Source organism: Salinimicrobium tongyeongense (genome assembly GCF_026109735.1).
Taxonomy (GTDB): domain Bacteria; phylum Bacteroidota; class Bacteroidia; order Flavobacteriales; family Flavobacteriaceae; genus Salinimicrobium; species Salinimicrobium tongyeongense.
The window spans coordinates 468,653-488,832 of record NZ_CP069620.1 but is presented as its reverse complement, the minus strand read 5'-3'; the positions used below and the strand labels follow the sequence as shown (position 1 = coordinate 488,832).

18 protein-coding genes and 1 other RNA gene are annotated in these 20,180 nt (G+C 44.1%); 9 read left to right on the top strand and 10 right to left on the bottom strand.

The window, feature by feature from the left end; genetic code table 11:
- Position 1 precedes the first annotated feature (1 nt).
- Genes JRG66_RS02145 through JRG66_RS02135 form a run of 3 tightly spaced genes read left to right on the top strand, consistent with a single transcriptional unit; the run spans position 2 to position 3,501 of the window.
- Entirely contained in the window at positions 2-487 is a 486-nt protein-coding gene (locus JRG66_RS02145; RefSeq protein ID WP_265164102.1) for a SixA phosphatase family protein, read from the top strand.
- Positions 488-2,596, top strand: a complete 2,109-nt coding sequence (ppk1, locus tag JRG66_RS02140; RefSeq protein ID WP_265164101.1) for a polyphosphate kinase 1 — start codon at positions 488-490, stop codon at positions 2,594-2,596. It begins immediately after the preceding gene.
- Positions 2,593-3,501 (top strand): Ppx/GppA phosphatase family protein, encoded by a 909-nt coding sequence (locus tag JRG66_RS02135; protein WP_265164100.1) that lies wholly within the window; start codon positions 2,593-2,595, stop codon positions 3,499-3,501. Before ppk1 ends, JRG66_RS02135 begins: the two co-directional genes overlap by 4 nt.
- Here the strand turns inward: JRG66_RS02135 and JRG66_RS02130 are convergent.
- Both JRG66_RS02130 and JRG66_RS02125 read right to left on the bottom strand, forming a co-directional pair.
- A complete protein-coding gene (locus tag JRG66_RS02130; RefSeq protein ID WP_265164099.1) occupies positions 3,488-4,069 on the bottom strand; it encodes a MiaE family protein in 582 nt (193 codons plus the stop codon). The genes JRG66_RS02135 and JRG66_RS02130 overlap by 14 nt on opposite strands.
- The gene (locus tag JRG66_RS02125) at positions 4,069-6,009 is read right to left on the bottom strand and encodes a DNA polymerase III subunit gamma/tau (RefSeq protein WP_265164098.1); all 1,941 of its coding nucleotides are present in this window, start codon (positions 6,007-6,009) and stop codon (positions 4,069-4,071) included. The genes JRG66_RS02130 and JRG66_RS02125 overlap by 1 nt, the downstream gene beginning before the upstream one ends.
- A 150-nt stretch (positions 6,010-6,159) precedes the next feature.
- On the opposite strand from JRG66_RS02125, the gene rnpB reads away from it, so the two are divergent.
- An RNA gene (rnpB, locus tag JRG66_RS02120) (RNase P RNA component class A) lies at positions 6,160-6,519 on the top strand.
- 385 nt (positions 6,520-6,904) lie between these two features.
- On the opposite strand, the gene JRG66_RS02115 is transcribed toward rnpB, so the two are convergent.
- The 3 genes from JRG66_RS02115 to JRG66_RS02105 are packed head-to-tail and all read right to left on the bottom strand — an operon-like array spanning position 6,905 to position 8,899.
- Positions 6,905-7,438 (bottom strand): RsmD family RNA methyltransferase, encoded by a 534-nt coding sequence (locus JRG66_RS02115; protein WP_265164097.1) that lies wholly within the window; start codon positions 7,436-7,438, stop codon positions 6,905-6,907.
- A complete protein-coding gene (locus tag JRG66_RS02110) occupies positions 7,435-8,265 on the bottom strand; it encodes a DUF3822 family protein (RefSeq protein ID WP_265164096.1) in 831 nt (276 codons plus the stop codon). The genes JRG66_RS02115 and JRG66_RS02110 overlap by 4 nt, the downstream gene beginning before the upstream one ends.
- Entirely contained in the window at positions 8,249-8,899 is a 651-nt protein-coding gene (locus tag JRG66_RS02105) for a hypothetical protein (protein WP_265164095.1), read from the bottom strand. The genes JRG66_RS02110 and JRG66_RS02105 overlap by 17 nt, the downstream gene beginning before the upstream one ends.
- Positions 8,900-9,015: 116 nt before the next feature.
- Here JRG66_RS02105 and JRG66_RS02100 point away from each other — a divergent pair, with 116 nt between their 5' ends.
- The 5 genes from JRG66_RS02100 (at position 9,016) to JRG66_RS02080 (ending at position 13,523) form a co-directional block, all read left to right on the top strand.
- Positions 9,016-10,455, top strand: coding sequence for an ATP-dependent DNA helicase (locus JRG66_RS02100; protein ID WP_265164094.1), 1,440 nt, complete (start codon positions 9,016-9,018; stop codon positions 10,453-10,455).
- 46 nt (positions 10,456-10,501) lie between these two features.
- Positions 10,502-11,263 carry a 3-deoxy-manno-octulosonate cytidylyltransferase gene (gene kdsB, locus JRG66_RS02095; RefSeq protein ID WP_265164093.1) on the top strand — a complete coding sequence of 254 codons (762 nt, stop codon included), beginning with the start codon at positions 10,502-10,504 and terminating at the stop codon, positions 11,261-11,263.
- A gap of 101 nt (positions 11,264-11,364) precedes the next feature.
- On the top strand, positions 11,365-11,862 hold the full coding sequence (locus tag JRG66_RS02090) for a hypothetical protein (RefSeq protein WP_265164092.1): 498 nt from the start codon (positions 11,365-11,367) through the stop codon (positions 11,860-11,862).
- On the top strand, positions 11,862-12,617 hold the full coding sequence (locus JRG66_RS02085) for a DUF1828 domain-containing protein (protein WP_265164091.1): 756 nt from the start codon (positions 11,862-11,864) through the stop codon (positions 12,615-12,617). Before JRG66_RS02090 ends, JRG66_RS02085 begins: the two co-directional genes overlap by 1 nt.
- Before the next feature lie 60 nt (positions 12,618-12,677).
- A complete protein-coding gene (locus tag JRG66_RS02080; protein WP_265164090.1) occupies positions 12,678-13,523 on the top strand; it encodes a DUF2911 domain-containing protein in 846 nt (281 codons plus the stop codon).
- 100 nt (positions 13,524-13,623) lie between these two features.
- On the opposite strand, the gene JRG66_RS02075 is transcribed toward JRG66_RS02080, so the two are convergent.
- The 5 genes from JRG66_RS02075 to JRG66_RS02055 form a co-directional block, all read right to left on the bottom strand.
- Positions 13,624-14,595 carry a Gfo/Idh/MocA family protein gene (locus tag JRG66_RS02075; protein ID WP_265164089.1) on the bottom strand — a complete coding sequence of 324 codons (972 nt, stop codon included), beginning with the start codon at positions 14,593-14,595 and terminating at the stop codon, positions 13,624-13,626.
- Positions 14,592-16,292, bottom strand: a complete 1,701-nt coding sequence (locus tag JRG66_RS02070; RefSeq protein WP_265164088.1) for a sodium:solute symporter family protein — start codon at positions 16,290-16,292, stop codon at positions 14,592-14,594. Before JRG66_RS02070 ends, JRG66_RS02075 begins: the two co-directional genes overlap by 4 nt.
- Positions 16,293-16,400: 108 nt before the next feature.
- The gene (locus JRG66_RS02065; protein ID WP_265164087.1) at positions 16,401-18,932 is read right to left on the bottom strand and encodes a PIG-L family deacetylase; all 2,532 of its coding nucleotides are present in this window, start codon (positions 18,930-18,932) and stop codon (positions 16,401-16,403) included.
- A 55-nt stretch (positions 18,933-18,987) separates the two neighbouring features.
- Complete coding sequence (locus JRG66_RS02060) at positions 18,988-19,527, bottom strand: mechanosensitive ion channel domain-containing protein (protein WP_265164086.1); 540 nt, start codon at positions 19,525-19,527, stop codon at positions 18,988-18,990.
- A gap of 64 nt (positions 19,528-19,591) precedes the next feature.
- Positions 19,592-20,179: a Maf-like protein gene (locus JRG66_RS02055; RefSeq protein ID WP_265164085.1), complete on the bottom strand. Its 588-nt coding sequence runs from the start codon at positions 20,177-20,179 to the stop codon at positions 19,592-19,594.
- Position 20,180: the final 1 nt, after the last annotated feature.

Here is a 20,180-nt window from a genome sequence, read left to right as displayed (position 1 = left end):
TATGAAGAAACTCATTCTCGTTAGACATGGTAAATCTTCATGGGAAGAAGATTTGCCCGATGCAGAACGCCCTTTAAAAAAGCGCGCTTTTAAAGATGCAGGACTGGTTTTGAACGCTTTTTCGGGCTTTCATGAGAAGCCGATGCAAATGTGGAGCAGCCATGCCACGCGGGCACTTGATACCGCCAGGATCTTTCAGAAAAGACTGGAAGTTGAAGATAAAGATTTTACAATTAAGAAAGAGCTTTATACTTTTGAGGTCAACTCCCTAAGGGAGCTTATCACGTCTTGCGAAGATGATGTGGATACTCTTATGGTTTTTGGCCATAACCCGGCAATCACCGGTGTGGCAAACCAGCTGGGAGACCAGCATTTTGGCAATGTGCCCACTACGGGTTTGTGTTTGATAGAGTTTGAAGCCAATAAATGGCAGGAGATCAAAGACGGGAAGACAGTTTTGTACCTGTTTCCAAAGAATTTAAGGTAAATGGAAGAAAATCAGTACATCAACAGGGAGTTGAGTTGGTTGCAGTTTAATGCAAGGGTTTTGCAGGAAGCTGCAGACAAAACAGTGCCGTTGATTGAGAGGCTGAGGTTTCTTGGGATCTTTTCTAATAATCTCGACGAATTCTTTAAGGTGAGATATGCTACCATTAAGCGTATCGACCTTGCCGGAAAAGGCGGAAAGAACGTTTTGGGAGGCATTAAGGCCAACCAGTTGCTTGAAGAGATCACCGAAATTGTCATTGAGCAGCAAAGCCAGAGCTTAAAGATCCTGGATTCAATTCAGAATAAGCTGAAAGATCACAACATCTTTATTATAAACGAGAAGCAGGTTGCCAAATCTCAACAGGCTTTTTTAAAGAATTTCTTCCTCCAGAAGGTGAGTCCGGCGCTGGTCACCATCATCCTGAATGACCTGGAAGAGCTGCCCCGTTTAAAAGACAGTGCGGCTTACCTGGCCGTAAAGATGATCATGAAAGACCCGGTGTCAAAAAGGCCAAATTCTAATGTGCTTTCAAACCAGGCCCGGGAAAAGAAATACGTGCTTATTGAGATCCCCAGGAGTATAGAGCGCTTTGTGGTGCTGCCAAAGGAAGGGGACAGGCAGTATATTATTTTGCTGGATGATCTTATCCGTTATCATTTGCATTCTATCTTTAACATTTTTGAGTATGAGAGCGTTACCGCCCATATGATCAAAATTACGCGAGATGCAGAACTTGATATTGATAGCGATCTTAGTAAGTCGTTTATCGAGAAAATTTCGGCAAGTGTAAAAGACCGCATTGAAGGGGAGCCGGTGAGGTTTGTTTACGACATGAATATTGACCAGGATACGCTTCAGTACCTTATGAGCAAGATGGGCATTGATGCGACAGACAGTATTATTCCCGGCGGGCGCTACCATAACAGGCGCGATTATATGAACTTTCCCAGCCTGGGAGGGGAAGAGCTTCAGTATAAACCTTACGAGCCGCTGCCAATTCCAGGCTTGATCCTGCAGGGCAGTTTGTTCAAAGAGATTGCCAAAAAAGACTTTTTGCTGCACACGCCTTACCAGTCTTTTTCATATACGGTAAAGTTCCTTCGGGAAGCGGCACTTGATCCTGCTGTAAAATCGATCAAGATCACCATTTACCGCCTGGCCAAAATCTCCCATATCGCCAGTTCATTGATCAACGCAGTTAAAAACGGAAAGAAAGTTACTGTGCAAATTGAACTCAGGGCGAGATTTGATGAAGTGGCCAATATAAATTATGCCGAACAAATGCAGCAGGAAGGCGTTAACCTCATTTTTGGGGTCAAAGGCCTTAAAGTGCACTCAAAAGCCTGTGTTATTGAAAGGCTGGAAAACGAGAAAATAAAACGCTACGGCTTTATAAGTACAGGAAACCTGAATGAATCTACCGCACGTGTATATTCCGATCTCACGCTGTTTACCAGTAATCAGAGTATACTGAAAGAGGTCAACAAGGTATTCGATTTTTTTGAGGTGAATTATAAAGTAAGCCGCTACAAGCACTTACTGGTTTCCCCGCATTACACCCGAAGCAGCCTTGTAAAACTGATCCAGGCCGAAATTGATAATGCTAAAGAAGGTAAACCTGCCGGTATCAGGTTAAAGCTGAACAGCCTTTCAGATTATTCGCTTATTGATAAATTATACGAAGCGAGCAGGGCAGGCGTAAAAATGAAGCTCATTGTACGCGGAATTTGCTGTCTCGTGCCGGGAGTGCAGGCAATGAGCGAGAACATTAAGGTGATAAGTGTGGTAGATAAATACCTGGAGCACCCGCGGATCTACATCTTTGAAAATGGCGGAAATCCGAAGGTGTACATTTCCTCAGCCGACTGGATGACGCGGAATATGGATTACCGGGTAGAAATCAGCTGTCCAATCTATGATAAGAGCATTCAGAAGGAGCTTATAGAGACCTTTGAGATATGCTGGAGCGATAACGTGAAGGCCAGGGTCATTTCCATAAAGCAGGACAATGCATACAGGCGCAATAACAAGCCGCCCCTAAGATCCCAATTTGCACTTTACGACTATTATTTACAAAAACTGGAAACCGAAAAAGAAAAAGTTTGATCAATCAAAGAAAGTTTGCAGCCATAGATATAGGATCCAATGCCGTGAGATTGTTAATCATGACCATCACCGAGCAGGAGGGAAGAGAACCAATTTTTAAAAAGACCTCCCTGGTAAGGGTGCCTATAAGGCTGGGTGCCGATGTTTTTTTGACCAAAAATATTTCTGAAGAGAATATCAGGCGCATGCTAGATACCATGCAGGCTTTTAAACTGCTCATGCGCTCCCATAAAATTGAAAAATTCAAAGCCTGCGCAACTTCGGCCATGCGGGAATCTGAGAACGGGGAGGAAGTGGCTAAGCTTATTCATGAAAAAACCGGAGTAGAGATCAACATCATTGACGGCACCGATGAAGCTGCCATCATTGCTGCGACCGATCTTCACGCGCTCATCCAGACCGACAAAACCTACCTCTATGTTGATGTGGGAGGTGGAAGTACCGAATTCACACTTTATTCAAAAGGAAAGACCGTTGCTTCCCGTTCGTTCAGACTGGGAACTGTGAGGTTGCTTGAAAACATGGTTTCTCAGGAAGTTTGGGATGAGGTAGAAGGGTGGATCAAGAAGATCACCCGTAATTACACGAAGATCGATCTTATAGGTTCTGGCGGAAACATCAACAATATCTTTAAAAGCAGCGGTAAAGCCAATGGGAAGCCTCTTAGTTTCCTCTATTTAAGCTCCTATTACCAGTTGCTGCAATCTTTCACTTACGAAGAACGCATTACCGAACTCAACCTGAACCAGGATAGGGCCGATGTGATTGTGCCGGCTGCAAAGATTTACCTTTCGGCTATGAAATGGACGAGGGCTAGAAGGATCTATGTACCTAAAATAGGACTTTCGGATGGTATTATTAAGTCGCTGTACCAGGAATCCCTGGAGGCTGCTAACCGTGCATAGTCTCTTTCTTGCCGAGATCTTTCATAATCTCGGCCTCGAACTCAAGCAGATTCTGCCATTTTTGGTCCACCTCTTTGCGGTCTCCATATTGCCTGGCAAAGTTGAGGAACATCGTGTAGTGGTTGGCTTCACTCACCATTAGGCTTCTGTAGAATTCTGCCAGTTCTTTATCTTCAAGATTTTCTGAAAGTAATCTAAAGCGTTCACAGCTCCTGGCTTCGATCAAAGCAGCGTAGAGCAGGCGGTGAATGAGGTTGGTAACACGGCTTCCACCTTTTGGAAAAAAGGTCATCAGTTTTACCACATATTCATCTTTGCGGTCACGGCCAAGGGTGAGTCCGCGTTCCAGGATCCTGTCGTGCACCATTTTAAAATGGCCCATTTCCTCCCTGGCCAAAGCCGTCATGGCAGTGACCAGTTCCGAATATTCGGGGTGGGTAACGATCAGCGAAATAGCCGTAGAGGCAGCTTTCTGCTCGCAGTAAGCATGATCTGTAAGGATCTCCTCTATGTTCTTTTCAACAATATTGACCCAACGCGGATCTGTGGGTAATTTTAAACCTAACATTATATATCCAAATCAAAGGTGGAACGTAACTTTTCAATAAGCGGGTTTTTCTCCCTTAACTTCTCAAATTTTTCAATGGGCGTGAACGCAAACTTCTTTTCGGCCTTTTCATTAACCGTCACTTTTAGCTGAATGTGGGTGTTCTGAAGTTTCTCCTTCAAAAAGCCCATCAAATGGTACTGCACCTTCTCCAGCTCAAGTTTCATGGTCTCGTTGGGAAGTTCAACACAAATGTTTTTGCCCATTAAAGCAGGAGTGTCTGTCTGCATGATCGAAGCCAGGATCTTCTCGCCCCTGTCATTCTGCTCTTCGCTGAATTCCTGCCAGGCGGCCTGCATTTGTTCTTCGGTAAATTTGCCATTTTTGACCACCTCCTCTTCAGCTTTAGCCTCCCGTTTTTGGGCTTCCAGTTCTTTTTTCTTCTGAATACTTTTCAGGGAAAGCCCAGATACCTTTGTGGAAAGAGGTTTTTCAGCTATAGCTGTTTTCTCTTCGGAAGTTTTCTCGGCTGTTTCTGCGGAAGGAACACGGGCAGCAGCAGGGTCTAAAATGGCATTTTTTTCTGAAATTTTTTCTCCGGCTGAAGTTTCTGGGGTTGAAGTCTCACTCGTGGTAGCTGAAGTTTCTGGTGCTGGAGTTTGAGACGTGACAGGCTCTTCCTTCTTAAGTTCGGGAGTTACTGGAGCACAATCGGCGGCAGCTCCGGCGGGAGCCGGTTTGGGCAGCTGGGCTTCACTGGGTGCAGCCGAATCACCTTTGGCGTATTCGTTATTGACGATCACTTCCTTCTCTTTGGAAGAAAGCTTAAGTGCCGGCGCCGGGATTGGAGCCCCTGTAAAATGGTTCGGCGGAATTATGTAGCTGCTATCCTTTTTTTTTTCGTCGCTAAAAGTGACCGAAGCCAGCTGCATCAGGCAAAGCTCCACCAAAAGACGCTGGTTCCGGCTACTTTTGTATTGTAGGTCGCATTCGTTGGCCAGTTCTATTCCCTTCAGCAAAAAAGAAGAAGATGCCTCCTGCGATTGTTTGTAGTACAGGGCTTTTGTGTTGTCTCCCACCTCAAGGAGGTTGATGGTCCTGGGGTCTTTGCAAACCAAAAGGTCTCTAAAATGAGACGCCAGCCCCGCAATAAAATGGTGCCCGTCAAAGCCGTGGCTCAAAATCTCATTGAACAATAAAAGGAGCTGCGGAATATCATTTTTGAGGATCAGGTCTGTAGCCGAAATGTAGGTGTCGTAATCGAGAACGTTCAGGTTTTCGGTAACGGCCTGCCGGGTGAGGTTCTTTCCGCTAAAGCTCACCACCCTGTCATAGATAGAAAGAGCGTCCCGCATGGCACCGTCGGCCTTTTGGGCGATGATGTGCAGCGCGTCATCTTCTGCATCCACGCCTTCCTGCTGTGCAATGTAACCCAGGTATTCTTTGGCATCTTTTACCGTGATCCTTTTAAAGTCAAAAATTTGACAGCGGGAAAGGATAGTGGGAATGATCTTGTGCTTTTCGGTAGTTGCCAGGATAAAAATGGCATGTTTGGGCGGCTCTTCAAGTGTCTTCAGGAAGGCGTTAAAAGCGGCCTGAGACAGCATGTGCACCTCATCGATGATGTAAACCTTGTATTTTCCAACCTGCGGCGGGATGCGCACCTGGTCTATTAAATTCCGGATATCGTCTACCGAGTTGTTCGAAGCGGCATCGAGCTCAAAGATGTTAAAAGCAAAATCTTCATTGGGGTCCTGGTTCCCGTCCTGGTTGATCTTTTTTGCAAGGATACGGGCGCAGGTGGTCTTTCCAACCCCCCTGGGGCCTGTAAAAAGGAGGGCCTGTGCCAGGTGGTTGTGTTCAATGGCATTGAGTAGCGTGTTGGTAATAGCCTGCTGGCCCACAACATCTTTAAAGGTTTGAGGGCGGTATTTTCTGGCCGAGACTACAAAGTGTTCCATTGAAATGTTTTAGAAGCACAAATATAAAAATACAAAACCGAAGCCGGGAATTATCGCCGGGTTTTTATCCACAAATCCCTGTTGATTTACTGTAAGGATCCCGCTGTGCCATGCCTCTCAAAAATGGCATTATAAGTGTATATTTGCAGCCAAGCAGACCGCCTTATCGCTTTCCGCTTTCGATAGCTATCGGAAGCGGAAAGAGGAAAGTCCGGACACCGTAGGGCAGCATAGTGGGTAACACCCATCGGTTTCGTCCCGATAGCTATCGGGATTGGGATCAGGACAAGTGCAACAGAAAGGATGTACAGGTAATGCTGTAGTGAAATCAGGTAAACTCTATGCGGTGCAATGCCATGTATACCGGCTGTTAAGGATTGCCCGTCTGTTGCCGGAGGGTAGGCAGCTAAAGACTTTTGGTAACAAAAGCCTCAGATAAATGATAAGGGCTTCATCCCGATAGCTATCGGGATTGAGGGACAGAATCCGGCTTACAGGTCTGCTTTTTTTCTTTCTTCTTCCACCATTTTTACCGCCCATCTTTTGGCGGGCTTTAATTCAGTAAATATCTCATACGGAATTTTAGAAAATTTCTTTTCAAAATGCGCAGTATTGAGATAGGAGGGTTTATTGCAAATGACGCCTATCCCCAAAAAATTGGCTGCTTTAAGGTTGATGTAGATGGTAGGATCTACATTGTAATCATTGATTCTGTGTGACAAATAAATGAAGGGCCTGGTTTGGTAAAAATCCTGGCAGGTTTTTAGAAGCAAATTTACTTCCTTTTTCTCCAGTACTTTTCCTTCCAGAGGTTTAGACAAAACGTATTCTGAGTAGAATTCGAGCACCGTAAATTCCAGTTCCAAAATCTTAAGGGGTAAAGCCATTTTCTAAATTAAGAAAAAAAACTAAAAACCGAATTGCCGTACTTCCTTACTTCCTGGAAATGTTCTGTTTGGGAGAGGTCTATTCTCTTGCTGTGCTCAATAATTAGGGAACCGCCTTCTTCGAGAAGGTTTCTGGAAAAGGTGGTGTTTACAATTTGTTGCAGGGCATCAACATCAAAATCGTAGGGCGGATCGGCAAAAATAATGTTGGCGGTTTCGCCGGTGGCCTTTAAAAACTTAAAGACATCGCTCTTTACAGTTCTAACCGGAAGCTCAAGTTCATCAGACTTTTTGTTGATGAACTTCACGCATTCAAAATGGGCGTCAACCGCAATGATCTCTACTGCGCCCCGCGATCCAAATTCGTATGTGATATTGCCCGTTCCGCTAAAAAGATCGATAACCTTTAAAGCTGAAAAATGGTACTGGTTGTTCAGGATATTGAAAAGCGCTTCCTTGGCAAAATCTGTAGTGGGTCTTACCGGAAGTTTTTTTGGGGCTATGATCTTTTTTCCTTTGTGTATTCCTGAAACTATTCTCATCCTACTGCTTTAAAAAGGGTGTAATGCATATAACCTTTTGGAGGTTCTTCCCTGCCGTTGAAAATGTAGCCAAAAGAGCTTTGAAGGAATTTTATTTCCTTCACATAAGTATATGCAATATCGTAATAATCTGAATGCTCTTTGATCCTGCCCAGGAGTATCAATTCAAAGCTCGAAGGATCAAGGTCGAGCTGTTCTGCACAAAAGAGCAAATAGTAAATAAAATCTTCCCTGCTGTTGCAGTTAAAGCTGTTTGCCAGTATCAACTTTCCCTGCTGGTACACCAGGAGGTCGTAACCGCCGGGAAAGCAGTTGAGGTAAACCCGCGTACCTTCTGTTTGGAAACGGTTCTGGATCTGGAATTCTTCTGCCAGTACACTTATGCTGTGCCTGTACTCAAACTCCCCGTATTTTTCAAAAAAGAAGTTGTTGATATTGGTGTACGGAATGTATACGTTAACGATTGCTGCGGAAGGGATATCGTCTTGCGCCACATAATCGGTCTCCAGGATCTTGGTGTTGTACTTGAGGTATTCCGAAGCATTTTCTTCCTCAAAGAATTCCTGTGGCACCAGGCTGTATAATTCGTTTGAGAACAAAACAATCACCTCGGGTTTCCCACCCTTCAAAAATGGCTCCTGCTCGTATTGTTTTTCTATTTGCTGCAGCACCTGCGCCGGATTGAGTTTCCGGGAAAAGAGGATGTCTTTAAAAAAGACGATCCTTTTTTCTTCTTTAGACAGGGCACAAAAAGAAAGTCCACTCAGGCTAACCTGAATGGACAACTTTATATTTTCGTAGTTTAATTGCCTACTCTGCGTCACCATATTTTAAAGGCCAGTTACCGCTGGTTTTAATTTCTTCCATAGAACCAACACTAATGAACGGACCATTTACATTGTCTACAGAGACAACTTCTTCTTCCTGGTTAATAAGATCTTTGTTTTGATCGTGCAGTATTACTTCTTTAGCAACTTTTGCCTCAAAAACCGGGATCTTATTACCACTCTTATCAAGAGTACCTGCATCAAGCTGAAACTTAGCATCTACTCCTTTGACAGGAACATTCATCATTGTTTTGTAACGGTTAGAACCTTTGAAAAGAGAATCTTTAACAGATTTGTATCCAAGGGTATCAATTACAACAATCTCAACCCTGCGGTCAACCCCGTATGTTTTTCTGTATTCTTCATCCATCACAGTAGTGTCCCTTCTTTGGGTTAGGGTAAACTGTGCAGTGTCAATAAATTTAACCAAATTATCCCAGTCTCCTTCAAATTTTCCGGTTACCGTACGGTGGGCAAGTTCGGCGTCTCTAATATCTTTAAGGTTTTCTATTACTTTGGCATATCTTGCCTCCTTAACCTTATTAAATTGTATAGGCTCATAAATAGAATTAAAAACCAGGTATCCCAGGAATATGATCACAATCCAAAGAACTAACTGAATGACAAGTTTCATGCGGGTGCAGTTTAAGATTTATTTTAGTATCCACGCAAATCTACAATTTTTTTTTATTCACAAAAGATTCTTCCGAAAAAAACCTTGTTATCTTTGGGCTTCGACGGAAAATGACCATGGAAAAAATAAACGCTGCCACATTCTACAAACTCCTATTAAAAGACCTCAAATTTGAAGCTAAAGTAAAACAGGACCTTGCCTTGCAGCAGCTGGCAACTTTTGTGATAGATGGCGGTAAAGAATCTTTATTTCTTCTTAAAGGTTTTGCCGGTACAGGGAAGACCACCATTATAAGTTCTTTAGTAAAAAACCTGTGGCAGGTCAAAAAAAGCGGTATTCTTTTGGCGCCAACCGGCCGGGCAGCCAAAGTAATTGCCAATTATTCGGGCCGCGAGGCTTTTACCATTCACAAGAAGATCTATTTTCCGAAGAAAAAATCGGGCGCCGGGGTAAGTTTCGTGCTGCAGCCCAACAAACACCGCAACAGTATCTTCATTGTAGATGAAGCTTCAATGATCCCCGATGTCAATAACGATGCCCAGATGTTTGAGAATGGGTCTCTTTTAGACGACCTGCTTCAGTATGTGTACTCGGGCCACAACTGTAAGTTGATCTTTATTGGCGATACCGCCCAGTTACCACCGGTAAAGCTGGAGGTGAGCCCGGCTCTTGAGGAGCAAAAACTTCAGAATACCTATTTAAAAGACGTGACGCACATAGAGCTCGATGAGGTGGTGAGGCAGAGTGAAGAAAGTGACATTTTACACAACGCAACCCTTATCAGGGAGGCACTGCGGGAGGAATTCTATGAGAGCTTCAGGTTTGAACTTAGCCACAAGAAAGACGTGGTGAGGCTTATGGATGGGTACGAGATCATGGAGGCCATTGAAGATTCCTACCGCAACCTGGGGCATGAAGATACCACCATTATTGTGCGATCCAACAAGCGGGCAAATTTGTACAACCAGCAAATAAGAAACCGTATTTTGTTTCAGGAAGAAGAGATCTCGGCGGGAGATTATTTAATGGTGGTCAAGAACAACTATTTTTGGGTAAAGCCCAGCAGCGAAGCCGGTTTTATAGCCAATGGTGATATTATAAAAGTGCTGGAGATCTTTGCGATAAAAGAATTATATGGCTTCAGGTTTGCAGAGATCAAGGCGCAAATGGTAGATTATCCCAACATGCAGCCCATAGAAACCGTGGTGCTGCTGGATACCCTTGAAAGTAACCATCCGTCGCTCACTTATGATGAGTCAAATCAACTCTACCAGGAGGTGATGAAAGATTATGAGGAAGAACGCACCAAGTACAAGAAGTTTCTAAAAGTGAAGAACAACAGGTACTTCAATGCTCTGCAAATCAAATTTTCTTATGCCATGACCTGTCATAAATCCCAGGGGGGGCAGTGGAATACCGTTTTTGTAGAGCAGCCCTACCTGCCAAACGGCGTAGATAAAGATTACCTGCGCTGGTTGTACACTGCGGTTACCAGGGCACAGGAGAAGGTCTACCTTATAGGGTTTAAAGATGATTTTTTTGCCGCGGCTAATTAAATTTTAACCCCAAATTTCTTCGGAAGTATAACAGAAAACACAAATTATGTCTACGCAACAACCTCTTCGTATAATAGCCATGATCCCGGCCCGGTATGCTGCCAGCCGGTTTCCGGGAAAACTGATGCAGGACCTGCACGGAAAAACCGTCATTTTACGCACTTATGAAGCCGCAAAGAAAACCGGCCTTTTTGAGGAGGTTTACGTGGTGACCGATAGCGACGTGATCTTTGAAGAAATTAGTTCCAACGGCGGCAACGCCATTATGAGCAAAAAGGAGCACGAATGTGGCAGTGACCGTATCGCCGAAGCCGTAGAAGATATGCCGGTAGATGTGGTGGTGAACGTGCAGGGGGATGAACCCATGATAGACACCAAAAGCCTTAGGCTGCTGCTCGATGTTTTCCGTGGAAAAGATGCCGATCTCATAGACCTGGCCTCTCTAAAAGCCCCTCTGGCCGACAAAAAAGACATTTTAAACCCCAATAATGTCAAGGTGATCACCAATAAGAACGATTTTGCACTGTATTTTTCCCGTTCGCCCATCCCGTACCCCAGAGATGAAAATACCGGCGTTACCTGGTTCAAACACATTGGGATCTATGCCTTCCGGAAACAGGCTTTAATGGATTTTTACCGCCTTCCAATGCTGAAGCTTGAGGCTACCGAGAAAATTGAATGCATCAGGTACCTGGAGTACAGCAAGAACATCAAAATGGTTGAGACTGAAGTAAAAGGAGTGGGCATAGATACTCCCGAAGATCTTGAAGAAGCCAGAAAGATCCTTGGCGAGAGTAAAGAGGCTTAAAAATGCCATTTTTCATAGGTCAACCGTGTTAATGTTAGTTGTTGGTTTTAAGTTAGTTTAAAGTATATTTAGCACTGTCTTTTTTCGTTAACTTGTGACGTATGATCTTTTCAGATGAACTTATTTTAGAACTAATTTCTTGTGATAAAAGAATTACTGATTCTCCTAAAAAATCACCACCTATGCGGGGGAGTGAAAAGAAAAAATTTCTTTTAGAGTCACTTGATGGTCAGTATTCTTTTATAGGGTTTATCTCTAGGAATCAAACTTTTCAAGAGAATTTTTCAATCGGATTAGTTTATAATCCTAAGGATGAAAAAGGAAAAGTTGTTCTTTTAAGGGTCAATGGACCGCATGGATTAAATGAAAATGCACCTCATCATGATGGTCCACATGTTCATTTAGCTACTGCGGAAAGAATAAATTCGGGTTTGAGACCTGAAGGTAAGATCGAAACAGATGTGCCATATCAGACTATTGAAGAGGCTGTACAATATTTTGTGAGGAGAATTAAAATTATAAGAGAAGATGCTTTGAAATATTTTCCTCCTCCAAGTAACCAAATAGATTTTATTTTTGTCGAAGATGATATAAGTTGATGGAAGCTATAATTAAAAATTTAAAAAAAGATTTCAACGGTAAATTTTCTGTTAAAAAGAAAAGACCAGGTATTTATCAATTATATTTACCTATTTATCATGAAGATGGTGATATGGTTGATCTGTTCATTAGGCAAAATGATAATGATAATTTTGAGTTGTGCGATTATGGCTTAACCTTACAGAGATTAGCCTATTCTTATGATATTGATACTGAAAATAAAGAATCAATTCTTTTAAAAATTCTTTCCGAAAATAATCTGTCTGAACATGATGGTAATATCTGCTTGGAAACTAAAACAGAATCTCTGTTTTCAGACATTATGCATATTACTCAGGCTTTTGCGAAAATTGGGAGTATGAGCTATTTCAAAAGAGAAGTTATTGAAAATCTATTTTTTGAGATGTTAGATGATTTTGTTTTTGATAGTTTAAATGATTTTCACCCCAAAAAGGATGTTTTACCAATCCCAGACAGGGAAGATCTAGAAGCAGATTATTCGTTCCACCCTAATGGTAAACCAGTTTATTTATTCGGTGTAAAGGATGTAGCTAAAGCAAGGTTAGCTACTTTGAGTTATCAAGCTTATTTATTAAATGATATAAAATACCATGGTTGGGTAGTAACCGAAAACTTTGAAGCATTGCCAAGAAAAGATAAACTCAGATTGACCAATTCATGTGATAAACAATTTACTTCATTAGACGAGTTTAAAATAAATGCCAGAAAATTTTTAGAGAAGGAAAGATATTAACCGGAAGACAATCTTATACCATTTATCAGCTATCTTTGAATAAACTCACCTTAGATATTTATGAAAAGAATTACTCTTATCCTATTCGTTGGGCTCATCAGCAGCTTTGCTACTGCCCAGATCCAGGTGCCACCGCCAAGCCCTTCGGCTAAGATTGGGCAGCAGGTAGGCCTCACCAATGTGACGGTTGAATATTCCCGCCCGGGAATGCGCGGCAGGACCATCTTTGGCGGTCTTGTACCCTATGGGGAAAGATGGCGCACAGGTGCCAACAACAACACCACAATTTCTTTTGACACCGGAGTAGTGATCGACGGAAAAGAGCTTAAAGAAGGAACTTACGCCATTTACACCATTCCGAAGGAAAATGAGTGGGAAGTATTATTTTACGAAGATACTAATAACTGGGGCTTGCCGCAGCAATGGCAGGACGACAAAGTTGCTCTTCGGGCCACCGCTAAGGTCCAGGAAATGCCAATGACGATGGAGACCTTTAGCATCCTTATTGATGAACTTCAGAATGATTCGGCAGTACTGAACTTTATCTGGGAAAATACTGTTGCAAGCCTGCCATTTGAGGTGCCTACAGATGAACGCGCCATGGCAAGTATTGAACGGGTAATGAACGGCCCTTCTGCCGGAGATTATTTTGCGGCTGCCACCTATTTTCACGATGAAAAGAAAGATCTTAATAAAGCTTATGATTGGATTAAAAAAGCGGTAGAAATTGGTGGTGAAGATGCCTATTGGGTAGTGAGAAGAAAAGCCCTTATTGAAGCCGATCTGGGGAAAAAGAAAGAGGCCATTGCAACCGCTAAAAAATCTTTGGCCGCCGCCGAAAAAGCCGGAAATAAAGATTACGTAAAGCTCAACCAGGATTCCCTTAAAGAATGGGGAGCAATGTAAAGGTTTTAAATTTGTAAATGAGAGGCTGGAAAAGGAAATTAAATTGCCACAAAAGCTGAGAAAATCAGGTGGCAAAAATGCCTTTTTTCAGCCTCTTTTTTTAGTATTCCAGCTTAATTTCTTTCCTGATAGCGTCAAGTAAGGAAATGAGTTCCCGGCTTTTGTCAAAACTCATCACATCGCTCTCAGTTTTGCCTTTTCTCAGCATTTCCTGCACGTGCCGTGCCTCGTATTCATAGCCAAAAGAAGCAACATCAAAAGTCTTTGAAGTTGTTCCTTCGGCCGTTGTGATCACCACTGTTGAAGGATTATGCCATTTGGCTTCAATTTTTATTTTGGCTTTCTCAAGTTCAAATTCGGCCGTGGTTGGAGTGTCTTCAGTGATATTGCTGTGGAGTTCAGCTTTAGCCCCGCTGGCGTAGGAAAAAACAACATCGCAGACTTCATCTACTTCAGTTTTGCCCAATAGTGCTTTGGCTTCTATTTTCTCTGGTAACCCAAGCGTGTGCAGGGCAAGAAAAACCGGATAAATCCCAATGTCGAGTAAGCTGCCGCCGCCCAGGCTTTTTTTGAAGAGTCGGCCGTTTTTATCAAAAGGCGAATAAAACCCAAAATCGGCACTAAGATGTTTCACTTTGCCGTACCTTCCCGAATCCAGCATTTCGCAAAGATATTTTATGTGCGGGAGAAAGGGCGTCCACATGGCTTCCATTAAAAAGACTTTATTTTCTCTGGCGGCCGCAATCATATCTTCCACCTGTTGCCTGTTCATGGCGAAAGGTTTTTCGCATAATACAGCCTTCTTGTGCTGCAGGCAAAGCAGCGTATGCTCGTAGTGAAAGGCGTGCGGGGTGGCTACATAAACCACATCAATTTCTTCATCGCGCAGCATTTCTACATAAGAACCGTAAGCTTTTGTAGCACCGTTCTCCCGGGCAAATTCTTCTGCTCGTTGCAGGTCCCGGCTCGCTACTGCATAAAGTTTTGCATCTTCAACTTCCCTGAGGCTGGTGGTGAATTTCTTTGCAATCCTACCGGGGCCAATGATGCCCCAATTTATATTTCGTGTCATAGTTTTGTTGCTTTTTCTGGCTTCTCCGGAAGGAAAACCTGCAGGAGCACCGCCAAAGAGATTACTAGAAAACATCCGGCCAGGTTGAGCCATAAATAGGGCATAACATCCTGAAAATAAAGTTTTATGATAATGAGCTGGGTAATGACGGCAGCGATAAAAACAGCGGTGCCTTTCACGTATTTTACAAAGAAAGCCAGCAAAAATATTCCGAGTACATTTCCGTAGAAGATAGATCCAATGATGTTTACCAGCTGGATGAGGTTGTCAAAAAGGTTGGCAATACTGGCCACAGAGATGGCAATAAGGCCCCAGCATAGTGTAAAAAATTTTGACATACGCACGTAGTGCCGCTGGGTCTTTTCTCCCACATTTCGCTTATAAAGGTCGATCATGGTGGTAGAGGCCAGGGCATTCAGTTCGGAAGCTGTTGAAGACATTGCTGCGGAAAGGATCACTGCCAGCAGCAGGCCAATCAAACCGCGCGGCAGGTTATTGAGGATGAAGTGGATGAAAACGTAATCTTTGTCGTTGGTTTCCACAAGCCCATCTGCTTCTTTGATCAGTTCAGTCGCTTCCTGCCGCACCTGCAATTCGGCTGCATTAAGTTGTACCAGGTCATTTTTAAAGCTTTCCCTGTTTACTTCTGAAAATTTTCCGGCATTGGCATACTTCAAAGATTTCTGTTGTTTCTGATCCTGAATTTGTTTCAGTTCCTCCTGAAGCTTATGGTATTCCGAAGAAAATTCCGAAGTATTCACCGCATTTGTAGCCGCCGGATTAAAATTTAGCGGCGAATAATGGAACTGGTAAAAAACAAATACCATCACCCCAACCAGTAAAATAAAGAACTGCATGGGGACTTTTAACAGGCCGTTGAAGATGAGCCCCAACTGACTCTGTTGTACAGACCTCCCTGAAAGGTAGCGCTGCACCTGACTTTGATCGGTTCCAAAATAGGAGAGTGCAAGAAAAGTCCCGCCTATGATGCCGCTCCAAAAGGTGTACCTGTTGTCAAAATCAAATGAAAAATCTATGACGTCAAGCTTTCCGCTGGCACCGGCAATTTCAAGGGCTTCGGTGAAACTAATTTCTTCCGGCAGGTATTGAATGATCAGGATCAAAGCTGCGACCATTCCGAAGAAGATCACCGCCATTTGCTGTTTCTGGGTAACATTTACAGCTTTTGTGCCGCCCGAAACCGTGTAGATTGTAACGAGTATCCCAATGATAATATTGAGGGTTGTGAGGTTCCAGCCCAGCACCGCCGAAAGTATGATGGCGGGGGCAAAAATGGTGATCCCGGCTGCCAGCCCCCGCTGTATAAGGAAGAGCAGGGCCGTAAGGGTGCGGGTTTTAAGATCAAATCTCGATTCCAGGTATTCGTAGGCGGTATAGACTTCGAGCCGGTAATAAATGGGGATGAAGACCATACAGATGATGATCATGGCGATGGGCAGGCCAAAATAGAACTGCACAAAGCCCATCCCGTCGTGAAAAGCCTGGCCGGGCGTGGAAAGGAAGGTAATGGCACTGGCCTGGGTAGCCATGACCGAAAGGCCAACCGTCCACCACCTGGCTTCGTTACCTCCGCGAATGTAGTCCTGCACATTTTTACTGCCGCGGGTTTTATAGACTCCATAGATCACGATGAATGCAAGAGTGCCGGCTAAAATGATCCAGTCTATACTTTGCATATCAGGTGAAGATTGTCATTAAAAGGTAGAAGAGAAAAATGTAAGCCGCATTGGCGAGCAGCACCAGTGTGTAAGCCTTTTTCCACTTATATTTTTCGGGGGCAGCCATTAGTTCAGGTTGTTTTGTTTTAATGCTGAAGTTGCCGTTTCATGCCCGGGCAGCGAGACCATATTGGCAAAAAGCCGGAATGCCCCGGGGACTCCTGCCGGGAATTCCCTGAAAAAGCTAAGGCCGGTATAGATAAAATTGCCTTTCCCGTATGGTGAGACTAAAAGACTGCCTTTGGTGGGCGCTTCATCTTTGTCGTTCATCGCAAGGATTGGCGTAAATTCTTTTCCCCATTGATCGGGAAAATAGAGTCCGCGTTCCTGCACCCAGCCCTCAAAATCTTTTGAAGTTATTTTATTCGGAAAATTGAGGACAGGGTGGTTAGGTGCCAAAAATGTCACTTCGGCGGCTTCATTGGTAACCCTGTCGCGCGAAAGCTGCAGTTCAAAAGGTGCCAGGTGTTCGGTGACGAGTCCGCGGCTCGTGTTGTACTGCAGGATGAGATTTCCGCCCTGCCTCACGTATTCAAAAAGCAGCGGTTGTTTATAACGCAGCTCATCCACCGTGTTATAAGCGCGGATGCCCACTACCACAGCGTCAAATTTTGTAAGGCTGTTTTCTGAAATATCCTTTGGGTCAACGAGCTCTACTTTGTAGCCCATTTGCTCCAGGGCCTGAGGTACCACGTCTCCCGCCCCCTGAATATATCCCACCAAATTTCCCCTTTTTTGGATCTCCAGTTTTACCAGGCTGGTTTTATTTGGGAGGACAAGGGTTTGTAACGGGATATGCGGATAATCAAGCTGAACTATTGATTTTGTGTAAGTTTTCCCGTTTACCGTGGCCACAGGCTTGAAAGCGACTTTATCCTGGATCTCTGGAGGGTGCACCTCAAAGCTGAAACTTACTTCTTCTCCCTTTTGCAGGCTGTCAAAAATGTGCTTTTCGGGAGAGATTTTCCAGCCGGGCTTTTCCCCCGGACTTAACTCTCCTGAAATGCCATTAGCCATGGCTTTTACGGTCACCGTAATACTACCCGGCGCCCCATTGGCAAAGACCATCACATTGGTGCCTGTGGTGACCGAAACTTTTGGCACCACTTCAAAAGGCCTGTAAGATTCCCCGGTAACGGGATCATTGAATTTATAGGTAATGTTCCTCTCAAACGGGATTTTTACCCCTGCCACATCAACAGTAAACTGAACCTTCAGCTGCCTGGGGGTTTCAGGAAGGCCAATGAGTTCGTTTTGGGGTACCCTGTACATTCCCAAACTGCCTTCTTCATTGAGCCAGTAAGGGCTGGTGAAGTTGATATTTTCAGGAATAACAAAATCAATCTCCTGAACCGAGGCACGATTATTGGCCAGGGAAAGATTAACGGGAATTTCCTCTTCTTCAGGAAAAAGTTTTACCGAAAGCAGCTCGGCATTGATTTCACTTCGGTTTATGGCTTCCAGCTCCAGGTTCACCTTTTCGCCCGGGGTGGCAAGCGACGAGGCGGCCACCGCTTCCAGGTAAAGGCCCATGGCAGCTGCAATAACGTCTTTTATCTGCTCCGATTTTAGCTTTTTCCAATGCTGGTCTTCAAGGTTTTGAATGAGTTGATAAGCTTTGACCAGTTGGGGCACACTGGCCGCCGGATTTTTAAAATCGAAGTTCTGCTGTACCAGGTTCAGTATCTTTCCTATCTCTTTTCCTCCTTTTACGCGGCTCCAGCTGGTGTTGATGCCGTGAAAAATATCTGGATTATTCTTAGGATGTTCTCCCTTGAGGAGTTCAATATATTCTGAAGCCGTGCCACGGGTACCGGTGCTGCCAAATCCCTGCGACTGGTGCTGGCTGCGGCTAAGGGAAGCGATTTCGGTATTGGAGAGGCCCTTTAGCGGGAAATATACTCCGGTGTCGAAACTTATAAAATGTGATTTATCTGCCGCATCAAATGCTTCCTGAGATTCGTAGAACCAGGGAGAGGTATTGAAAAATAGCTTTTTTGGCTGCCATGTTCCCAGCTCCTGTGCCAGTTGTGGATAAGCTGTAGCCTTCCCGGAAAGATCAAAGGCGCGGCTGCTTAATATTGCGGAAGAGGTGTGATGGCCGTGGGTTTCTCCCGCCGAATTGGCGTCAAAACGGTTGATGATCACATCGGGTTTAAACGTTCTTATGGTGCGCACAACATCTTTGAGCACTTCTTCCTCATTCCAGATATTCAGGGTTTCTTCAGGGGTTTTGCTGTACCCAAAATCATTCGCGCGGGTGAAGAATTGCTCTCCGCCGTCAATTTTTCGGGCTGCAAGCAGTTCTTGGGTGCGTATCACGCCAAGTAATTCCCTTAGCTGCGGACCAATAAGGTTTTGGCCGCCGTCACCGCGGGTAAGTGAGAGGTAAGCCGTTCGCGCATTGAGTTCATTGCTTAAGTAGGAGATGAGACGGGTGTTCTCATCATCGGGGTGGGCCGCAACATACAACACCGATCCCAGGAAATTGAGTTTTTCAATTTCAGAATAAATTTCCGAAGAGTTTAACTTTTCAGGCTCCTGGGCCCTGGCGAGCACAGTGGTAAGAAGAAGGACAAGGCAAAAAAGCTTCCGCATAGGACATTCTTTTTGATAAGCCTTCAAATATAATAAGATTCCTCACTAAACCATGTTAGAGAGCATCTTTCCCTTCATCGGCATGGTATTCTTTTTCAATTAAGGAGACTGCTTTTTGCAGGATGAGGTTGTTGGGGTAGGTGATCAATTCCCCTTCGAGCGTGCGCAAATGCAGATGAAAAGCTTTGATGTCTTCAATTACGGCCTCTACCGGCATGTCTTTATCGTGAATCTTAATGCGGCTACCAATCTTGTATGGGAAAGAGAAGAAGAGGATGATCCCCGCCGTGATATTGCTCAATATTGACCAGATGGCAAACATGGCCACCCCTATTATGGCGAAGAGCGATGAGAAAATAAGCGCGATTTCCTGTGCATTATAGCCCCAGGTAAGAGAGAGCAGGAAAATGGCGATAATAGTGACAAGTATGTTGATGTACTTGAACATGAGCCTGGTGCGGGTAATGTGAATTTCACTGCGGTGCCCCACGCGGTGGGCTGCCTTTTTCATGATAAACTGCAGGATCCAGAGCACCAGGAGGATGGCTGCGGTTGTAATTATCTGATTCCGGTTGAGAACGAAGAAATTTAGCATTCCTGAAAAATGAATTTATGCAAAGATACCTTTTAGGATTAGGATTACAGGCTGTAGCTCAAAATTATTCGGCAATCTCGAGCAGCGTGCGGTACACCAGATGTGTGGGAAGGCCCACTACATTAAAGTAACTTCCTTCTATATGTTCCACGCCAATGAGCCCAATCCACTCCTGGATTCCGTAAGCCCCTGCTTTGTCGAAGGGCCTGAATTTTTCTATGTAATATTTAATTTCTTCTTCTTTGAGCTCACTGAATGTAACTCTGGTAATGGCATGTACAGTACGGGTTTTTTCGGGGGTTTTAAAACATACCGAAGTAATTACTTCATGTGTCTTTCCGCCCAGTGCTTTAATCATCTCCAATGCCTGCGCCGGGTCTACAGGTTTTTCCAGGGCCTTACCTTCATGCCATACTATGGTGTCACTGGTAATTAGAATGTCGTTGGTATTCAACTCTCCTTCAAAGGCTGCAGCTTTAAGTTGGGCCAGGAAGTTGGTGATCTCTACATCTTTTAATGCTGAAGGATATTCTTCTTCCACCGGCTTCAGCCTTATTTCAAAATCAAGGTCAAGTTCCCTGAAGAACTGTTGCCTTCGCGGAGAAGCCGAAGCCAGGATAATATGATGGGCTTTTAATTTTTCCTGTAACATA